Below are 18580 nucleotides of genomic sequence, written 5' to 3'. Positions count from 1 at the left end.
TTGCAAATTGCCCTATTGTATATTGCTTCATTGTTTGTCACCTCCTGCTAATAATATAACACAAAAGTTATAGTTTAGCAAGCTGGTTCTATAATATTTTATAGTTTCATGTCAACAGCCCCTCGCCCCCTTTATTCAATATTTTGCACTTGTTCCCTAATTTTCTCTAATTCACTTTTTAAAGCAACCACAAGATGTGCAATTTCCGAATCATTTGCCTTGGAACCGATAGTATTAATTTCCCGATTAATTTCTTGTAATAAAAAATCCAAACGCCGTCCAATTGGTTCAACGGCTGAAAGACTATTTTCCAACTGATGAAAATGACTTTCTAGTCTGACCAATTCTTCCGTAAGATTGCATTTATCAGCAAAAAGGGCTATTTCCAACATTAAACGGTCTTTATCTATTTCTTCCCCTAGTTGGAATTCCTTTAAACGTTCTTTTAATTTCAAATGCTGATTTTTCACCACCAAAGGGGCTCTTTGTTTAATTTTCCTATGTAATTCACAAATTATTTTTAAACGCTCACTTAAATCATGTTTTAAAAGCAGACCTTCTTTTTTCCGCATAGCCAAAGCAGCCTCAACCGCCTCAGCCAAAGCTGGTTCAATATCAGGCCAAAGTTGATCAATTTCTACTTCTTGAAAAGTAACTACTTCTGGTAGTTGTACCAATTGAATTGCTTCTATTTGTAAAGAAGTATCAGTACAAGCCGCAATTTCCTTTAAAAGTTTATAATAAGCAAGGGCTAAATCTTTGTCAACTTGAGGTAAAATACGCTGGGCACCAGTATCCTTCAATTTAACAAAAACCTCTATATAGCCGCGGGCAAAATACTGACTAACAGCCTGCCTTATTTTTTCCTCAAGTAAAGGCTGTGGACTTGGAAGCCTCACACGAATATCGGCATAACGACTGTTCACTGTTTTAATTTCTACTACTGTTTTTTTATACAATCCCTGATGAGTCCCCCGGCCAAAGCCGGTCATACTTTTCAATTAAAATTTACCTCCCCCAAATTCTCCTTTAAACGCTGTAAGCCCTCTTGGAGTTTTTCTTCGGAAATAGTTAAAGAGATTCTAAAATAGCCTTCACCATATTGACCATAACCATTACCAGGTGTAATCACCACACCGGCCTTTTCCAAAACATATTCCGTAAAAGCGGCAGAAGTAAAACCAGAGGGAACAGGGGCCCAAATATAAAAAGTAGCTTGCGGTTTTGCCAATTGCCAACCCATTGCATTTAAACCATCAACTACCAAATCCCGCCGCTGCTGGTAAATTTGACACATTTCCCGAACATGGTCTTCACAGGCACTTAAACCTTTTATTGCTGCATATTGAATTCCCTGAAATTGTCCTGAATCAAGATTAGATTTTAACCGCCCCAAAGATTCAATTACATCCTGACGACCTGCTGCCCAACCAATCCGCCAACCAGTCATATTAAACGGTTTGGAAAGTGAACCAAATTCGATGCCCACATCCAAAGCACCGGGAATTTCTAAAAAACTTAAAGGACGATAATCATCAAAGGCAATAGAAGTATAAGCTGCATCATGACAAACAATAATTTCATGTTTTTTAGCAAAAGCCACCACTTCTTCAAAAAATTCACGTCCCGCCACTGCACCTGTGGGGTTATTGGGATAATTTAAAAACATTAGTTTTGCTTTTTGAGCTACAGCCGTGGGGATTTTAGTTAAATCTGGTAGGAAATTGTTTTCCGCCTGTAAAGGCATTAAAAAGGCTTCACCACCAGCAAGTAGAGTACCAATCCCATAAACAGGATAGCCGGGATCAGGAACTAGATTAAGATCCCCAGGATTAACATAACAAAAACTAAGATAACCAATCCCTTCTTTAGAACCAATTAAGGAAACAACTTCTTCTTTAGGATCAAGCTGGACACCATGATTTTTAGCATAAAAATCGGCAACAGCTTCCCGAAAGGCCAAAAGGCCTACCGAAGTAGGATAACGATGATTAGCCGGATTTTTAGCTGCAATAGACAATTCTTTGACAATAGGTTCCGGTGTAGGTAAATCCGGATCACCAATTCCAAAACTAATTAATTCAATGCCTTTTTCCTTGGCTTCCGCAATTTTTTTCTCAATTCTGGCAAAAAGATAAGGTGGTAATTTTTTTATTCGCTCTGCTTGCACTGGCAACATCCTTTCCCTTAAAATTTTATTTTTCCAACCATTGACCTCGAAAAACATATTCCGCCGGTCCGGTCATATAAACATGATTATTAGCCGCCCAAGTTATCTTTAAAGTACCGCCGGGCAAATGAACTAATGCTTCCCTTTTAGTCTTCCCCTTTAAAACAGCAGCAACCAAAGCTGCACAGGCACCGGTTCCACAAGCTAAAGTTAAACCAGCCCCTCTTTCCCAAACACGCATTTTTATTTCATTTTCATTTAATATTTCTAAGAAATGCACATTGGTTTTTTCCGGAAAAAAATGATGATTTTCCAGAGCCGGCCCATATTTTTCCACAGTGATGCCAGCTAAATTATCAACAAAAATAAGGCAGTGTGGTACTCCCATTAAAAGTGCGGTAACCGTAAAAACCTTATCTAATACGGAAAGGGATTCCCCAAGGGCCTGTCCCCCTTCACCAAGCATAGGAATAGCTTCTTTTTCCAAAATAGGTTCTCCCATATCTACCTTTATTCCTTGTAATCTTTCTCCCTCAAAAATTAAATGGGGAGTAATTATGCCAGCTAAAGTTTCCACGGAAAACTTCTCTTTTTCAACCCAGCCCTGATCATAAACATAACGGGCAAAACAGCGAATACCATTACCACACATTTGAGCTTCACTACCATCAGAATTAAAGATACGCATCCGCCAAGCCGCCTTTTCGGAAGGAAGAACAAGCATTAAGCCATCTGCTCCAATACCAAAATGACGGTCACATACCTTTTTAGCCAAAATAGCTAAATCTATTTTAGGCAGCTCATCCGCTTCTACCAAAATAAAATCATTTCCCAAACCATGCATTTTAACAAACCGCAAATTAATCACCTCAGGAACGCAAATAAATAATTCTGCTTTTCCTTTTAATTTTAACAGTACAAACCAATCTCTGCAAGAGAATTATTCCTGTAGCAAAGGAAAAGATCAAACCCCAATGAATTAATTGCAGAGGCAGTGTTTTAAAAATACGCTGAAAAAAAGGTACATAAAGGACAACCAACTGCATACTAAACGAACAAATTACTGCCCCCACTAAAAAAGGATTCGAAAAAACACCCCATTCAAATGGTGAACAATCTTCGGACCGACAAGGAAAAACATATAATAATTGCACGACCACCAAAGTGGTGAAGGCTATTGTCCGTGCTAAAATCAAATTCTCGCCACCCCAATAAAAAGCAACGATAAAAGCCAAAAGTGTACTGATACTGATTAAACTACCCATTGTCAGGATCTGCCGTAATAAACCATGGGCAAAAATACTTTCTTGAGGACTGCGCGGCCGCCGTTTCATGATCCCGGGATCCCCAGGATCAAGTCCCAAAGCCATAGCTGGCAGCCCATCAGTTACTAAATTAATCCATAATATTTGGATAGGTAGTAATGGTAAAGAAAGGCCCATTAAGGCAGCCCCAAACATGGTTAACACTTCCCCCATATTACAAGATAATAAATAACGAATAAATTTTCTAATATTATCATAAATAATGCGGCCTTCTTCCACTGCCGCTACAATAGTCGCAAAATCATCATTGGCCAAAATTAAAGAAGAAGCCTCTCTAGTAACATCAGTACCACTTATCCCCATACTAATGCCAATATCGGCTTCTTTAACCGCTGGGGCATCATTAACCCCATCCCCAGTCATAGCCACAATATGTCCTTTTCTTTTTAACATTTTTACTACACGTAATTTATGCTGAGGTGCTACACGAGCATAAACAACCACCTGATCAATTATCTTTTTTAATTGCTGATCACTTAATTCATCCAAATCATTACCACTTAAAACTAGATGCCGGGAATTATTAATTATTCGCAATTCCCGGGCAATTGCTTCCGCGGTTTTATGCTGATCACCAGTAATCATCACTGTTTTAATCCCGGCATTTTGACAAGCCTTAATAGCCTGTTTTGCCGATTCCCGCGGTGGATCAATCATTCCAGCTAAACCAACAAAAATTAAATCTTGTTCTAATTCCGCTTCCTGAAGGGAATCATTTTCAGTAGCTAAAAAACGATAAGCCAAACCAATTACCCGCAAAGCACCTGAAGCCATCTTTTCATTAGCTGCCAAAATGCGGTGTTTAATTGCTGAAGTTAAAACACGTTCTTCGCCCTCCCACCAAACTTTTGTACATAAATCCAATAATAAATCAGGTGCCCCTTTAGTATAAAGTGTTAAACCTTTAGTAGTTTGATAAAGAACGCTCATTCTTTTACGTTCGGCTTCAAAAGGAATTTCGGCAACACGCTGGCAATCCTTTTCCAATTGTTCTCGCCAATAACCAGCTTTAGCCGCTGCTACCAAAAGAGCACCTTCGGTAGGATCACCCATAATTTGCCACTGTTTATTTTTTTTACGCAATAATCCGGGGAGCACCGCCGCTTTTTTCTTTAATAAAGCATTATTACATAATGCGGCAACCTGAAAGGACTTTTTTAAACCCAAAGCATTTTTCTCTAAAAACTCACTTTTTCCCGGGAAATCATAATTAATTTTACCTTGAGGAACATAACCTTCCCCAGTAAAAGAAATCATTTCCCCAGAAAGATAAATTTTCCTAACCGTCATTTCATTTTGAGTTAATGTACCGGTTTTATCAGCACAAATGACCGTGGCACAGCCTAAAGTTTCCACAGCCGGTAGGGAGCGAACTATAGCCTCCCGTTTAACCATTTTTTGTACACCCAAAGCCAAAACTACGGTAACAATGGCTGGCAGTCCTTCTGGAATAGCCGCTACAGCCAAACTTACTCCAGTTAAAACCATACGATAAACACTTTCACCGCGAATCAGACCTAAAAAGACTACTACACCCACAATTAATAAACATACTAACACCAACCAATGACCTACTTGTGCTAAACGCTTTTGAAGTGGTGTGGGCTCTGCCTCTATTTCTTGAATACTTTCTGCAATTAATCCCATCTCGGTATCCATACCAGTACCGACAACTATACCCAACCCTTTTCCCCGCGTAATTACTGTACCTTGATAAGCCATATTTTTCCGTTCACCTAACGCCGTTTTAGGTGGACAGACTAAATCTACTCTTTTTTTCACAGGTAGTGATTCACCAGTTAAAATAGCTTCATTTATTTCCAAATGCTGTCCAGCCAATAAACGTAAATCAGCAGGAATAATATCACCAGTTTTTAATAAAACAAGATCACCAGGAACTAAATCACGTGCCGGAATAATTTTAAATAAACCGGCACGTTTTACCTGGGCTTCCCGAGCAGCCAATCTTTTAATTTGTTCCAGTGATTTTTCCGCTCGATATTCCTGTCCAAAACCTAAAAGAGCATTAATAATTACAATTACTAAAATAGTAATGGCATCTGCATATTCGGTTAATAAAGCCGAAATTAAAGCCGCCGCAAATAAAATGATCACCATAAAGTCACTAAATTGAGCTAAAAACAAAGTAAGCATTGACTTTCTTTTTGTCGAATCAATTTGATTGGGACCCACTATTTCCAAACGTCGGCGTGCTTCCTTTTCGGACAAACCACATGCTTCATTAACTCGAAATTCTTTCAGTATTTCTTCTAAGGACATTTCTTCCCATTCTTTTCGCGACATGAATCTTCCTCCCTGGCAAAAAACTATCCTTAAAATCTTATTCCTTTTTTACTAAAAAATAACCGACGGAGAATAAATCTTAGGGTATCAAAAAAGAGGAAATTATAGCTGCCTATTTATAAAATTTTATCTAACTGGTGCCTTAGGAAGAAGAGTTATTCCCTGCAAATCAGGTTTTTTTCGAGAAAAATCATCAGCAGCCAATTCGGGAAATTTAGCCATAACCACTGCTTTAATATGATGACAATCCGGGAAACCATCTTGTTTTCCCTCAAGCTTAAGTTTAACGATTTTTTCCTCGAAACGAGAAATTTTAGTTAGTAAAGCTTGGGCTGCCGCTAAATCCGGGGGCCGTGAATCCTGAATTTCCCTCCACTCAAGCACCATTTGCTTTTTTTCCCTATGTAAAATTTCTTCATTTAATTTTTCATGTTGTGGAAAGCCAAGTTTTTTTCTGATTAAGGCCATATTTTCACAACTAAAACAAGCCGCTTCCCGGGAGTAATATTGCCAAGTTAATTCAGCCAATTCATCTGCCTCAGATAAGGTTAAAGTAGGTGTAAAAGATTCTTTAAACGACTCTGTATAATCATTTAAGGCCTTAGCAGAAAGTTCTACATAGCGAAGTAAACGAGCCTGCTCCTTTTCGGCCTCTTTTAATTCTTGAAGCAAGGAACTCCTTAAATATAATGGACTTATCGGAATCACCCTACCATGATTAAAAAATTCAAGTGGCCGTTCTTTTTGTATCTCAGATTTAATCTGCTGTAAAGTAGTATTTGCTTCCGTAAGAAATTGACCAAAATGCTGTGTAATTTCTTTCTCCAAGCGCTGATATTCGGACTGAATTAAAGCAGTATCCCGATCACCTAACAAAGAATCCCCAGCTAAGGGCAAACTACCTTCTTTTTCAATTAGTCTATTTATTTCCCGTCCAAAATTTTGCTGAAAAGGTTTACCTAATCGGAAACCCAATGCTCTAACTATAATATCGGACAGCTCTACCCTAATAGGAACTTTCAAGACCTTTTGCCAATTACCCCATAACCTATCTTTCCAACTCATTTTAATACACCCTTTCCCTAAAGTAATAAGAATATTATAGCATATTCAGTCAGTCAGTACAAACAAGTTGTTCAACCTTTAAAAAAATGTTACTATTACTGTAATAATGCACTTTACAAGTGAGGTATAAGAAATGTCTTTTGATGGAATTGTTCTACAAAAAATTTGCCAAGAATTAAAAAAAACCATAAGTGGTGCCCGCATCTTTAAAATTTATCAACCTCAGAAACAGCAGGTTGTTTTTCATCTACACCAAAAAGGTCTTACCCATAAATTATTGTTTTCAGGATTAGCCCAAGAGGCTCGGGTCCACTTGGTTTCGGAAACTGAAACTAACCCTAGTGAACCACCTCTTTTTTGCATGGTTTTACGTAAACAACTAATGGGTGGACGTCTAATTTCCATTGAACAACCTGGACTAGAAAGAATTTTAAAAATAAATTGCCAAGTGATTAATGAGCTCGGTGAACCGTGTCAGCGTTTACTGATCATGGAAATTATGGGACGTCATAGTAATTTAATTTTACTTGATCCCGCGGAAAACAGAATTATTGATGCACTACAGCGTATCCCAGCAGCACTCAGCCGCTATCGACAAATTTTACCAGGTTTAACCTATCAAGATCCTCCTCCGCAAAAAAAATTAATCCCCTGGCAAGTAGAACAGGCGTGTTTTTATGAAAAATTATTGAAGCAGCCTGAGCAAAGTAAATTAGAACATGCCTTATTAAACACTTGTGCGGGGCTAAGTCCCCAGTCCATTAGAGAAATTATTATAAGCAGTGACTTAAAACCAGAAACAACCTTAGAATATTGTGGTGAATACGAACTAAGTAAGCTCTGGCAAACACTTATTCAGCTAGGACGGGGTTTAATGAACTCTACTTTAAAATCTGAAATAATTTTAAGAGATAATTTACCCCTAGCCTTTTCTGCTTTTCCCTTAGAGGCCTCTTTTCCAGGTGAAAACAGAAAAACCTTTACCAGTATGAGTCAAGCCCTAGAATTTTACTATCAGCGTAAAAATGCTTTTGTACAAATAAGACGGAATAAGACCAAATTAGAAAAAATTATTAACAAGGAAATTGCCCATAACGAAAAAAAACTGGGCCGACAATTAAAAACACTGGAGTCTACCCAGAATGCCGAACAAGATCAACTCTGGGGTGAACTTTTAACAGCTAATCTACATGCTCTTTCAGGTGGTAAAAAAGCAGAAGTTGCCAATTATTATCATCCCAAAGGGAAAATAGAAATTATCCCCTTAAATCCACAGCTGACACCTGCCGAAAATGCCCAGCATTATTTTAAATTATATCGTAAAAAACTAGCAACCTTTAAGCAAACTAAAAAGCAGCTAGCTGAAACAAAAGAGGAGCTCAGCTATCTCTACAGTTTACTTACCAGCTTAAACAATGCCAATCAGCTAAATGAAATTAAGGAAATTGAAGAGGAAATCCGCGGGGCTGGTTATCTAAAAAAAGGAACCATAAAAAGAAAGGAAACCCCCAGCAGACCTCTAGAGCTGTCAATTAATGGTTGGCTTATTTATGTAGGTAAAAACAATCGCCAAAATGATCTTCTGACCATGAAAATGGCAAAAAAAGAAGACCTTTGGCTGCATCCACAAAATATTCCCGGGTCTCATGTACTCATTAAAAATCGCGAGGGGAAAACCATTCCCCGGGAAATCATAGAAAAAGCTGCCCTTTTGGCTGCCTATCATTCCCAAGCCCGTCATTCCACACAAGTGCCTATTGATTATACGGAAAGAAAAAATGTTTGGAAACCAAAAGGTGCTAAACCAGGTTTTGTACTTTATGAAAAACAAAAAACCCTGTATGTCACTCCGGAAAAAGAAGTGATCAAGGCTTTACTTCAACAAGAAAATTATAAATAAGGCACAGGAAATTCTTTGTTTTCCAATAAATAAAGCCCGATAGTCATCGCTAAAAGATCAGCAGAACCTCCAGGACTAATATTTTCCTGCAAGAAATATTGTTCCATTTGAGCTATTTCTTTTCGTCCTTTTTCCGTAAAAAAACTGCCCTTTTCCAAAATCTCTGCTGACCAAGATTTTACTTTTTGTAAAACTGTGCTATTTTTCCGCCACAAAATAGTAGTATCCTCTACACAAGTCATCAAAGCAAGCAAAACATGTACCAAACAATCATTTAGACAAAAGCCTGTTTGTAGGGCTGTTTGTAAAGCTGGCAGTCCCTTTTCTCTAATACACGGGAAACCAGCTTCCACTTCACCGCGAATTCCGGTAACTTGATAGGTTAAATATAGCTGTTCACCTGCCGTTAATTTTTTTCCGGCAGTTTTTTTTATGGATTTTAATTCACGGGCCACTAACCCTTGGGTCAATTCCGCCAAAGCTAAACAAACATTTTCGGCAGTTAAATGTGAAGTAGATTGGGCTAAATAACCTGCTGCCCCACAGGTAAGTCCAGCCGCAAAAAGAATCCCCCGCTGAGTATTTACACCATTGGTGGCTTTTAATAAATTTCGTTCATAAACTATCCCTATTTTTCGCAGCTGAGGTAATAATGAAGTAATGGGCCCCTGATGCTCAAGACCAGCCTGTGCACATAAATAAAAAGCAGGAGCAATCGTTCCTGAACTTGCCATAAAAGTTAATATATTCATATCTCGATGTGCACCACTTGAATTAGGTGAAACCAAACCTGGTTTAGGGGCTGTACATACTTCAAATAAAATACCCTTTAAAAAAGCTGTACCAATTTCCCAAGACAATTCATCCATTTTCCGTCTGCCTCCTACTCATATGAAGAGGGAGTTGTATTTCTACAACTCCCTCAATTGAAACATTTTTTCTCCCGATAATTTTGTTTTAGCCAAAAATTGCTTTAGTAGCTAAATACAAAACTGAGGGGCACATCAAACAACCTAAACCAGTATAGAAAGTAGCAGTCATAGCACCATAGGGAACTAATCTAGCGTCAGTAGCAGCCAAACCGGCGGCCGTTCCACTAGTTGTACCCATTAAACCACCATAAATCATGGCTGCTTTGGCATTATTTAGGCCAACAACACCAGCTACCAAAGGAGTCATAATCATAACCAAAATTGATTTTACAACCCCGGCGGCAATGGATAAAGCGACGACTTCCGAACTAGCACCAACTGCTGCCCCGGTAACCGGGCCAACTATAAACGTAACAGCTCCGGCACCAATAGTGGCAATGCTTTCGGCGTCTTTATAACCAAACATTAAAGCCAAAATTCCTCCCACTATAAAAGCGGAAATAATACCGATAAAGAGTGAAATAACACCGGCCAGACCGGCCTTTTTAATTTCAGACAGACGGGCACCAAAAGCGGTTGAAATAATACAGTAGTCCCGCAGCATTGAGCCACCCATGACTCCTAAACCGGAAAACAGCGGAATCTTGGACAGACCACCTGCTCCTTCACCGGAGGCTACCCCACCGACATAAGCCAAAACGAGACCTAGTAAAATAGCAATCGCGGAACCGGCTATTCTACCTTTAGTAAGCTTAGCAATCAAGCTGGCAACATACATGACCACACCAACAATTAAAAAGGCCATTACTAAACCATTTTTCGTGAAGATGGTAATAATCATATCTTTAATCATCTGGCTTAAACCTCCTCTTCTTCCGTAATATCAGGCAAAGGAACACCCGGTTCACCTATTTTTTCAAGGATAGGAATAAAGGCAAAGGCGACAACTACCGACAAAACACCAGCTAAAATGGCCATAGGTCCACCACTTAGAGCCGCAACAACGTTTTGGTTAGCAGTCATGGCCACCACAACTGGAATATACAACATACCCCAAAATTCTATGCCGGCCTGGGCTTTATCTGAGAGCATATCCCGTTCCAACATATAATCAGACAATATAATTAAAAATAACATCGCAAAACCTACACCACCAATGTTAGAGTTAACTCCCACAGCTACACCCAAAATATCACCCAGTAAAACACCGACAAACATACATACGGACAATAACATTACTCCATAAATCGCCATACCTTAATACACCTCCATAGAAGGGATTTTAGTTTGGAGAGAAAGTGGGCAGTAAATGCTCATTTTATTTGCCTACTACCCACCTTGAACAACAATAATAATTGCAAACCTTTATTCGAGAACGACCATTACGTCCCCTTGGCTAACTCTTTCGCCAACAGAAACCTTAATTTCTTTAACAACTGCATCTTCTGGTGCTGCAAAAGGCTGTTTCATTTTCATGGCTTCCATGATTAAAACTACATCACCTTTTTTAACTTCATCACCAACCTTAACCTTAATTTCATCAATTTTTCCGGGTACACGTGCTTTAATTTCCATAACAAATTCCTCCTTTTATTGATTCAATTTTTAAACATGTCCACTATAACTTGCTTAGGAATTAAACCAACCCCTTTCATACTTTTCCCTAAAAGTTCCGTAGTATGCATAAAGAACTCAGAGAGCTTTACACCATACCCATTGGGGAGATCCAATTCTGGATCAAGCCGACAATTATATTTCTCACCCAACTGCTTTAAGGAAAAGTAAAATTGTTCAATAGCTTGTAGATTTTGCCCCCTGACCAATAAATCTAAGTCTGAATTGTGATCTGTATAGGGCAAACCTGTATATACTTCCAATCCGGCGGAACCCCAAGCCCCTAATTCTATATTTAATTCAGCGGCTAATTCCTTGGCTTCCTGTAGTGCATTTAGACAAGGAGTCCTACCGGAAATGGGCAGCATTAACACCTGATAAGAAGAAGTAATTTTAGTAATTTCCTCACGAGGAACAAAGGCCGGTACTCTTAACCTACTCTGCCCCTTTCCATAGCGCTGTGGTGAAGAAAATCCTACAGCCACTGTCCCCTGTTTTCGATAACCTTCTTCCGCTCTTCTCAGTATCCCGGGAATACGCTCATTCATAATTAAGGCTTCAATAAGCTTACTCCTTGCCGAAGCATAATCACTTCCCAAGTTCTGATAGGCATCTAAACGTCCTTGATTCGTAATTTCTACCAAATAATGCCGGCACAGCTTCATGGTTATCGTTCTTTCCTCCAAGTTGGATCAGTTTTACTAGACTGCTGATATTCCAATTGAGCCCGAACCAAATCATCAAACATGATTGTTTTTTCAGGCCCCTGGATTAACAGAGGTTCTTTACCCTTACTTGCCCCAAAAGCGGGTCGTAATTCCAAGACAGTATGTGGTGCCGAAACTTGTACATCAGGAGCTACTTTAACCACTCTACTCTTTAACCGTAATATCGAACGGGCTACGCGATTAGCGGTTCCCGGATAGGCTAGTGTAGTTTCCCGAACATAAACTTCATATTCAGGATGGGTACGGCGGCGGCGATATGTAATTACTTTTCCCTCCGGATTGCAGAGATGACCGGACTCAGCCACCGGAAAACTATCTCCCATGGGTAAACCACCGACAACTACTTCACAATAACCTTTTTGCTCTATCGGAGATTCAACCAAAGAGAGATCCTCCCGCAAAGGCACCCCATTAAGATATAACCAACCAAATTCCTGACAGCCATATAAGTCAAAAACCTGTGATTGTAAAGTTTTTTCGGCAACCGGAATTAATTCCAAATCTAACGGTGTGCCAGCCGTAATTAAACTGCAGTTATGGGGCAAATATTCAATGATTCCCATTTTACGTGCATCTTCCAATGCAGCACGTAAAAATGATGATTCCCCAAGAACAGCTTTAGGCTGTTCTTCATATAATGCGGCTAAAAAAGCATCGCGACTAGAGCGACGTAAAAAACTAACTTTAATACCATAATCCTCTAAAGCCACTTTAGAAAAAACATTAACTAAAGGTGGGTAAGTAAAGAGAACCCGCTCCCCTGCTTGCAGACCAATTCTCCGCAAAGCCTCGTGTGAGGCTTTAACCCTTTGCTCAAGCTCAGCATGGGTGATCCCCACAATATTTTGAAAGGCCGAAGAACCAGTAGTAAAGGTTAAATAAGCCAAATTAAGGGGTGAGTGGACTTCTTCGATAACATGGGCTGCAGTCGGTCCATTAATCCACTTGTCACTTAAATTACGGCGTGGCATTTCTTCGATTGTTGGTGCACTACCCAATTCTTCAACCATTGTTTTTAAGTTATCTAAGAAGTCCCTCATAATATAACCCTCCTTAAACAGTTAAATATTTGTCAGCAAGTGCTTCGTATTCTTTATCCATAAGGTTAATAATTTTCTTACGTACGACACGTCCGCCCCGCTCATCACCGAGCCAGCCGCGTCCCCAAGGACCTAGTTTTTCAAAGTCCCCAGCTGCTTTTAATTCCCTAACTTCATCAATGTGTTTCTTGATGGTTGGTTTGAGATCATCAAGAGATTCCACAACTTCTTCCACACCACCTAATCTATAGAAGAAGTTAACACCAGCGGCAAAAGTGGGATTAGTTTGTGATAATTCCTCTAAACGCTCTAGATCCAACTTGGTGATCCGGGAAATACTCGTTAAAGGCATGACGTGAATCATAGTCCCGAAATCTTTAGCCAAGGAGAGGATATGGTCTGCTTGTAGACCATGACACAGGAAAGCACCACTTATCGCCCGACCAATAACCATAGCTACAATCGGATGACCAGCTTTACGGGCTTCAGCCAAAGCCAACTGATAAGCACCTGTAGATTTGTTCATACCGATAATTTCTTCTACCTTCCCCGGACCATTACCCGGTGTGTCTACGATCAGGACAATAGGCCTTTTTTCACCTAGAGGCTTGTCTTTATCCACATCCAAAGTATAGTACACAGCCAAAGCCATTTTATAGGCTTCTTCCATACCGATAACCCCAAAATAGACAACTGGGAAACGTGGGTTTACAGCTTGGGCGTCACTAGCAATAAAAGTAGCTACTTCCCCATCTATTTCAGCGGTACCGACTACAGAACCAGGGCCAATTTCTGTATCAAATTCATACTGCTCAATTACATTTTCCTGTACAGAACCTTCATCAAAAATCATTTCAATGGCATCTCTGCCCCTACCAATCAATGTTTCTGTACCCAATTTTTCATCCTCCTTTTCCGATTATCTTATTTATGGATAACTAACAGAGTTTTTCGCGGCGCTTTGCTTGCTCCAAAAACTCAGCATAAGAAAGATCATTTAATGTATCTGGATCTTCATTACCAAAATACTTCCACATATCTTTGGAATCCTTAGGCTGTAATTCAGCAGCTAATTTTACTAATTCCAACTGCTCTTTTACGGTTTCCAAGGAACCAATACGGCGATAGCTTTCAATTTCGTCAAAAGGTATTTCCATAATTTCCTGGATTTGCTTCCGGAAAGCCCCTACCTTATTAGCTACCAAGAAGTTACAGTCCTGCATAATGTATTTATGCTTACCACCTGTAGTCCGGAAAACCAAGGCACGGTCACTAGCATCAAACTCATCTTTACCCATTTCTTGTTCGATAACTTCCGGACCGGTTAGCCCTAAACGGCCTTCCTCACTCATGACAATGATATCAGTAGCAGCAGCAATAAAGCCCATTCCACCAAAACAACCTACACTACTACCAATAACCGCGATAATCGGAATTTTGCCTCTGGCATTTTGAATTTGGTCCATTACTTCGGCGTGAGCCAATAAACCGGCATTAGCTTCATGAAGTCTAACTCCCCCAGTTTCAAAGGAAATGACAACTGCCGGCAGTCTTTCCTCATAAGAATCAGGGTATCTTTCTTTAACATCTTCATAAGCTCTTAAAGCCAGACGAATGGTGTTTACCATTTTTGCTCCCCCGACTTCACCTACAGAACCCCCAATAAAGTTACCTTCCTGAGAGGCAACAAATACGGGTCTTTTGCCTACCAAGCCAACACCAGCTACCATTCCGTCGTCAAACTGAATGGCTTCACCTAATATCGGTAAATGCGGGCTGGGCATTTTATTAATCGGACCGGCAAATTCCGTAAAGGTACCTTCATCAACGATTCCAATGGCTCGCTCTCGTGCATTGACATCCGTAAAGTTCATTTCTTGTAAGCTTTTCCAAGCAGACATTAATTTACACCCCCTACTTCGCATTTATTCGCTTCCGCCAAGGCTTGGCGCAGTCGCAAGGAAACAACAATTGGGGTTGCATTATTGTCATTAATTTCTAAATAAACATCACCCAAACTGCTTTCCTGAACGAATTTTTCTAGAACCATGTTCCAGACTTTGTCAAAGCCAACTACAGGAGTAACGACCTTAACTTTGGCAGCACCATCAAGATCCTGCTTCTCCATTAAAACTTCCATGTCCCCAGAACCAACAACCCCTAAGTGAGACCAATCTTTGGCAATCGATTTAGGATTTTCCACTTTAAATTCAAAATTCATTTCATGTAATGACACAAGACATCCCTCCTTTTCTTTTACCAGTTTCTAAATCTTGCGGGTGGATTATAAAGGCCACCTGACCATTCAACCAGGTCTCTAACATTTTTCGCAGCCAACATGGACCTGTTTGCTTTGGAAACATCAATTCCTAAATCCTGAGGTGTTTTAACAACACCTTTTTCCCGTAAGGCTTTTGTCTCATTGGGATTTTCCTGGAGACCAATTTCCGTATAACCGGCAACCGCTCTAATGGCAGCCATCTTCTCTTGCAAGTTAGCACATCTGTTCATATAAGCAATACCTTCTTCTGTAATGATATGAGTTAAGTCATCAGAGTAAATCATTACAGGCGGTATATCCAAATTAGCATTTTCTTGTAATTTAAAGGCATCTAATTCTTCAACAAAGGCTGGTACCATTTTTTCACCAAAGGTTTCCACCATTTGTACGACTAATTTCTTACCTCTAGTTAAGGCTGGTCCGATTTCTCCTTGCTGTACAGTATATTCTTGACCACACTTCAGCCAAGCACCGGAGGAATGACGGCGTCCTTTAGCATCACAACCCATATTGGGTGCTCCACCAAATCCGGCAATTCTGTTAGCAGTAGCCGTACTACTGTTACCATATTTATCAATCTGTAAAGTTCCACCAATAAACATATCCATAGCATATAACCCGGCGACTTGACAATTAGCACGGTTGGAACGCATTGTACCATCTGGACCGATAAAGAAGACATCAGATCTAGCTTGTACATATTTTTCCATGCCTAATTCGCCACCAAAACTATGGATAGACTTAACAAAACCTGATTCAATTGCTGGGATTAAGGTCGGATGTGGGTTCAAAGCAAAATAAGAGCACACCTTACCTTTTAAATCTAATTCCTCCCCATAAGTAGGTAATAATAATTCAATAGCTGCTGTGGCAAAACCAATACCGTGGTTCAAACTCTGCACACCATATTCAGCATAAACACCTTTTAAAGCCATCATGGCCATTAAAACTTGGACATCGGTAATCAAACCGGGGTCTCTGGTAAATAAAGGCTCAATATAAAAAGGCTTAGGTGCTTCCACCACAAAATCTACCCAGTCTGCAGGAATATCCACACGCGGTAATTCATCCACAACTTCGTTAACTTGTGCAACAACAATCCCTTGCTTAAAAGCAACAGCTTCCGCAATCATGGGTGTTTCTTCTGTATTAAACCCAGTATACAAGTTACCTTTTTTGTCAGCTTGATAGCCCACAACCAAAGCAACCCGTGGTACCAAGTCGCCAAAATATCTGGCAAACAGTTCTAAATAAGTATGAATGGCACCTAATTGTAATTTACCATCACGAACAAATTCAGCTAATCGCCCTGCCTGTGGCCCGGAAAATGAATAATCCAGCTTTTTGGCTACTCCTTTTTCAAAAACATCTAAATGAGTAGATAAAGAAACAACTGATTGCACCATATGCAGATCATAAACTTTTTCCGGATCTACTTGACACAGACATTCGGCCAAAAAATCGGCCTGCTTTTGGTTATCCCCCTCAATACATACTTTGTCGCCAGGTCTAATAACTCCCTCCAATAAAGCGACAGCGTCTTCAGCCGCAACTACCTTGCCTTCTTTCACAAGATGGGCGACACTCTTTAGTCTTTGTTCCGTGTCTAGTTCTAGACTGTTCCATACTCTTTTCACATCACTTCCCATTGACTACGCTCCTTTCTAAAAATTATTTTTAGAATAAAAAAGGGATAAGCAGGTCCAACTTGGACTTTCTTATCCCTCATTCTCCACTATTTATTTTTCAAAAAGCGGACACAATTAATCATCTGAAATATGCATCACCCCGAGCCCAGCTCGTAGATGATTGGTTAGAGGATGAATCGCCGATTGACCAAAAATAGCTACGGCAACCCAATTATCATTTCGTACTATGGCAATCTTTACGGCAATACTGGTACTGGAAGAAGCATTAACCATAATACCTTTTTTAGCTTCTTCGGCAGCATGTAAGACGGCATGAGCCTGAGGACTAGTCTTTTTAATCAATCCGGCATTTAAACAAGCCCCCAAAACAGCCCGTGTTGTTTTTTTCTGAAACTCACCAAAGGTTGTCCCGCCAATTTCCGTGACCACATACTTAAATCCTTGTTCATCTAAATAGCCTTTAATTTTTTCTTCATCAGCCAAGGTCCAGGTAAGGGCCAACAACATTGCCGCCGTTTCTACATTCCAATCTTTTTTACCACTGAAACAATCAACCCATTCATTAGCAGTTACTGTATTAGATATCATTTGCATCCACTCCGTCTCTCATTTTCTCTATAATTATAAACTACCCGAATTAGTACCCTTTTATTATTTCTAAAGTCAAGCTACCATATGCACCGAAGCTATTAATACACCCGAAGCCACTGCAGAAACAATAACACCAGAGATATTACAACCCATAGCAATCGGCATAATTATAGCAAAGGGGTTTTCCGCAGATACACAGTCTTGAGCAATTTTAGCTGTAGTAGGCACACAGGAAATTCCGGCAATACCGATAGCCGGGTTAAAGTTACCTTTATTAAACCAGTAAACAATCCAACCTGCTGCCAAACCGCCCAAAGCGGAGAAGCCCAAAGCAATTATTCCGAGAATAACACAAGAAGCGACTCTGGGGTCTAATAAGGCTTGTGCTTCACACAAGGTACCTAAGAGGAAACCTAAGAAAAGTGTAGATCCATAAAGTAGAGGCCCTTCAAAAAACTCTTGCAAAGGTTCAACCCCAGCTTCTTTAATAGCTACACCCAAGAAGAAGGAAACCATCAAAGGAGCAGCTACCGGCAAGACCCAACATAAAAGTGCACAAACACAAACTGTAGAAATAAACTTGGCACGTTTGGAAACATTAGGTACATCTACTTCTACGTCTTTTTCCAAATACTTTTTAGGAACAAACCATCTCACCAGAAAAGGATAGGCAGCATAAGTCAAACTTAAATAGAGGTAGGAAATAATGGCAATCGGTACAAATAGATGCCTAGCCAAAACTATTGAGGTAAACAAGACCATCGGTCCGTCAGCACCACCGATAACAGCCACAGCTGCTGCTTCATTAGGCAAAAGACCCATTTTGATTCCAATAACAAAAGCAACGAAAGTTCCCAGTTCTGCTAAAATAGCTATAAAGACACAAGTCCAAGGTCTTGATAAAATGAAACCAATTTCACTTAAAGCACCAATTCCCATAAAGACTAAACAAGCAATTAAACCATTACCAAAAGTCAAATTATAAATAGGCTGTAACCAGTTAATCTGCATAAATTCCAAAACATCAAGCGGATCATCGAC

General features: G+C 39.8%; 18 protein-coding genes. 1 reads left to right on the top strand and 17 read right to left on the bottom strand.

Going from position 1 to position 18580, the window contains the following annotated elements; all coding sequences use genetic code 11:
- Positions 1 to 131: 131 nt before the first annotated feature.
- From GX687_02190 to GX687_02170, 5 genes are all read right to left on the bottom strand, one after another.
- The gene (locus GX687_02190) at positions 132 to 1001 is read right to left on the bottom strand and encodes a YicC family protein (protein HHX96260.1); all 870 of its coding nucleotides are present in this window, start codon (positions 999 to 1001) and stop codon (positions 132 to 134) included.
- Positions 998 to 2179, bottom strand: a complete 1182-nt coding sequence (locus GX687_02185; protein HHX96259.1) for an LL-diaminopimelate aminotransferase — start codon at positions 2177 to 2179, stop codon at positions 998 to 1000. The genes GX687_02190 and GX687_02185 overlap by 4 nt, the downstream gene beginning before the upstream one ends.
- A 16-nt stretch (positions 2180 to 2195) precedes the next feature.
- Positions 2196 to 3029, bottom strand: coding sequence for a diaminopimelate epimerase (locus GX687_02180; GenBank protein ID HHX96258.1), 834 nt, complete (start codon positions 3027 to 3029; stop codon positions 2196 to 2198).
- Positions 3030 to 3039: 10 nt separating this feature from the next.
- On the bottom strand, positions 3040 to 5799 hold the full coding sequence (locus GX687_02175) for a calcium-translocating P-type ATPase, SERCA-type (GenBank protein HHX96257.1): 2760 nt from the start codon (positions 5797 to 5799) through the stop codon (positions 3040 to 3042).
- Between the two features lie 126 nt (positions 5800 to 5925).
- Complete coding sequence (locus tag GX687_02170; protein HHX96256.1) at positions 5926 to 6864, bottom strand: hypothetical protein; 939 nt, start codon at positions 6862 to 6864, stop codon at positions 5926 to 5928.
- A 133-nt stretch (positions 6865 to 6997) separates the two neighbouring features.
- On the opposite strand from GX687_02170, the gene GX687_02165 reads away from it, so the two are divergent.
- Positions 6998 to 8764, top strand: a complete 1767-nt coding sequence (locus GX687_02165) for a fibronectin/fibrinogen-binding protein (protein ID HHX96255.1) — start codon at positions 6998 to 7000, stop codon at positions 8762 to 8764.
- Here GX687_02165 and GX687_02160 read toward each other — a convergent pair.
- From GX687_02160 to GX687_02105, 12 genes are all read right to left on the bottom strand, one after another.
- On the bottom strand, positions 8755 to 9633 hold the full coding sequence (locus GX687_02160; protein HHX96254.1) for a triphosphoribosyl-dephospho-CoA synthase MdcB: 879 nt from the start codon (positions 9631 to 9633) through the stop codon (positions 8755 to 8757). The two genes, GX687_02165 and GX687_02160, sit on opposite strands and share 10 nt — an antisense overlap.
- Before the next feature lie 88 nt (positions 9634 to 9721).
- Positions 9722 to 10477 carry a malonate transporter subunit MadM gene (gene madM, locus GX687_02155; protein ID HHX96253.1) on the bottom strand — a complete coding sequence of 252 codons (756 nt, stop codon included), beginning with the start codon at positions 10475 to 10477 and terminating at the stop codon, positions 9722 to 9724.
- Positions 10478 to 10494: 17 nt separating this feature from the next.
- Entirely contained in the window at positions 10495 to 10890 is a 396-nt protein-coding gene (gene madL / locus GX687_02150) for a malonate transporter subunit MadL (protein HHX96252.1), read from the bottom strand.
- Between the two features lie 111 nt (positions 10891 to 11001).
- Positions 11002 to 11211: a biotin/lipoyl-binding protein gene (locus GX687_02145; GenBank protein ID HHX96251.1), complete on the bottom strand. Its 210-nt coding sequence runs from the start codon at positions 11209 to 11211 to the stop codon at positions 11002 to 11004.
- 23 nt (positions 11212 to 11234) lie between these two features.
- Complete coding sequence (gene mdcG, locus GX687_02140) at positions 11235 to 11915, bottom strand: malonate decarboxylase holo-[acyl-carrier-protein] synthase (protein HHX96250.1); 681 nt, start codon at positions 11913 to 11915, stop codon at positions 11235 to 11237.
- 2 nt (positions 11916 to 11917) lie between these two features.
- Positions 11918 to 13018, bottom strand: a complete 1101-nt coding sequence (locus GX687_02135) for an acyl carrier protein (GenBank protein HHX96249.1) — start codon at positions 13016 to 13018, stop codon at positions 11918 to 11920.
- A gap of 13 nt (positions 13019 to 13031) precedes the next feature.
- A complete protein-coding gene (mdcE, locus tag GX687_02130; protein ID HHX96248.1) occupies positions 13032 to 13871 on the bottom strand; it encodes a biotin-independent malonate decarboxylase subunit gamma in 840 nt (279 codons plus the stop codon).
- A gap of 85 nt (positions 13872 to 13956) precedes the next feature.
- Complete coding sequence (locus tag GX687_02125) at positions 13957 to 14919, bottom strand: biotin-independent malonate decarboxylase subunit beta (GenBank protein HHX96247.1); 963 nt, start codon at positions 14917 to 14919, stop codon at positions 13957 to 13959.
- On the bottom strand, positions 14919 to 15239 hold the full coding sequence (mdcC, locus tag GX687_02120) for a malonate decarboxylase acyl carrier protein (GenBank protein ID HHX96246.1): 321 nt from the start codon (positions 15237 to 15239) through the stop codon (positions 14919 to 14921). Before mdcC ends, GX687_02125 begins: the two co-directional genes overlap by 1 nt.
- A gap of 35 nt (positions 15240 to 15274) precedes the next feature.
- Positions 15275 to 16948 carry a malonate decarboxylase subunit alpha gene (mdcA, locus tag GX687_02115; protein HHX96245.1) on the bottom strand — a complete coding sequence of 558 codons (1674 nt, stop codon included), beginning with the start codon at positions 16946 to 16948 and terminating at the stop codon, positions 15275 to 15277.
- 114 nt (positions 16949 to 17062) lie between these two features.
- Entirely contained in the window at positions 17063 to 17536 is a 474-nt protein-coding gene (locus GX687_02110; protein HHX96244.1) for a HutP family protein, read from the bottom strand.
- A gap of 75 nt (positions 17537 to 17611) precedes the next feature.
- On the bottom strand, positions 17612 to 18580 hold a 969-nt coding region (locus tag GX687_02105; GenBank protein ID HHX96243.1), incomplete at its 5' end, for a Na+-translocating decarboxylase subunit beta.

It is taken from the genome of Clostridia bacterium (assembly GCA_012841935.1).
Taxonomy (GTDB): Bacteria; Bacillota; Peptococcia; order DRI-13; family DTU073; genus DUTS01.
Note: the sequence above shows the minus strand (reverse complement) of the source record. Positions and strands in the feature narration are given on the sequence as shown.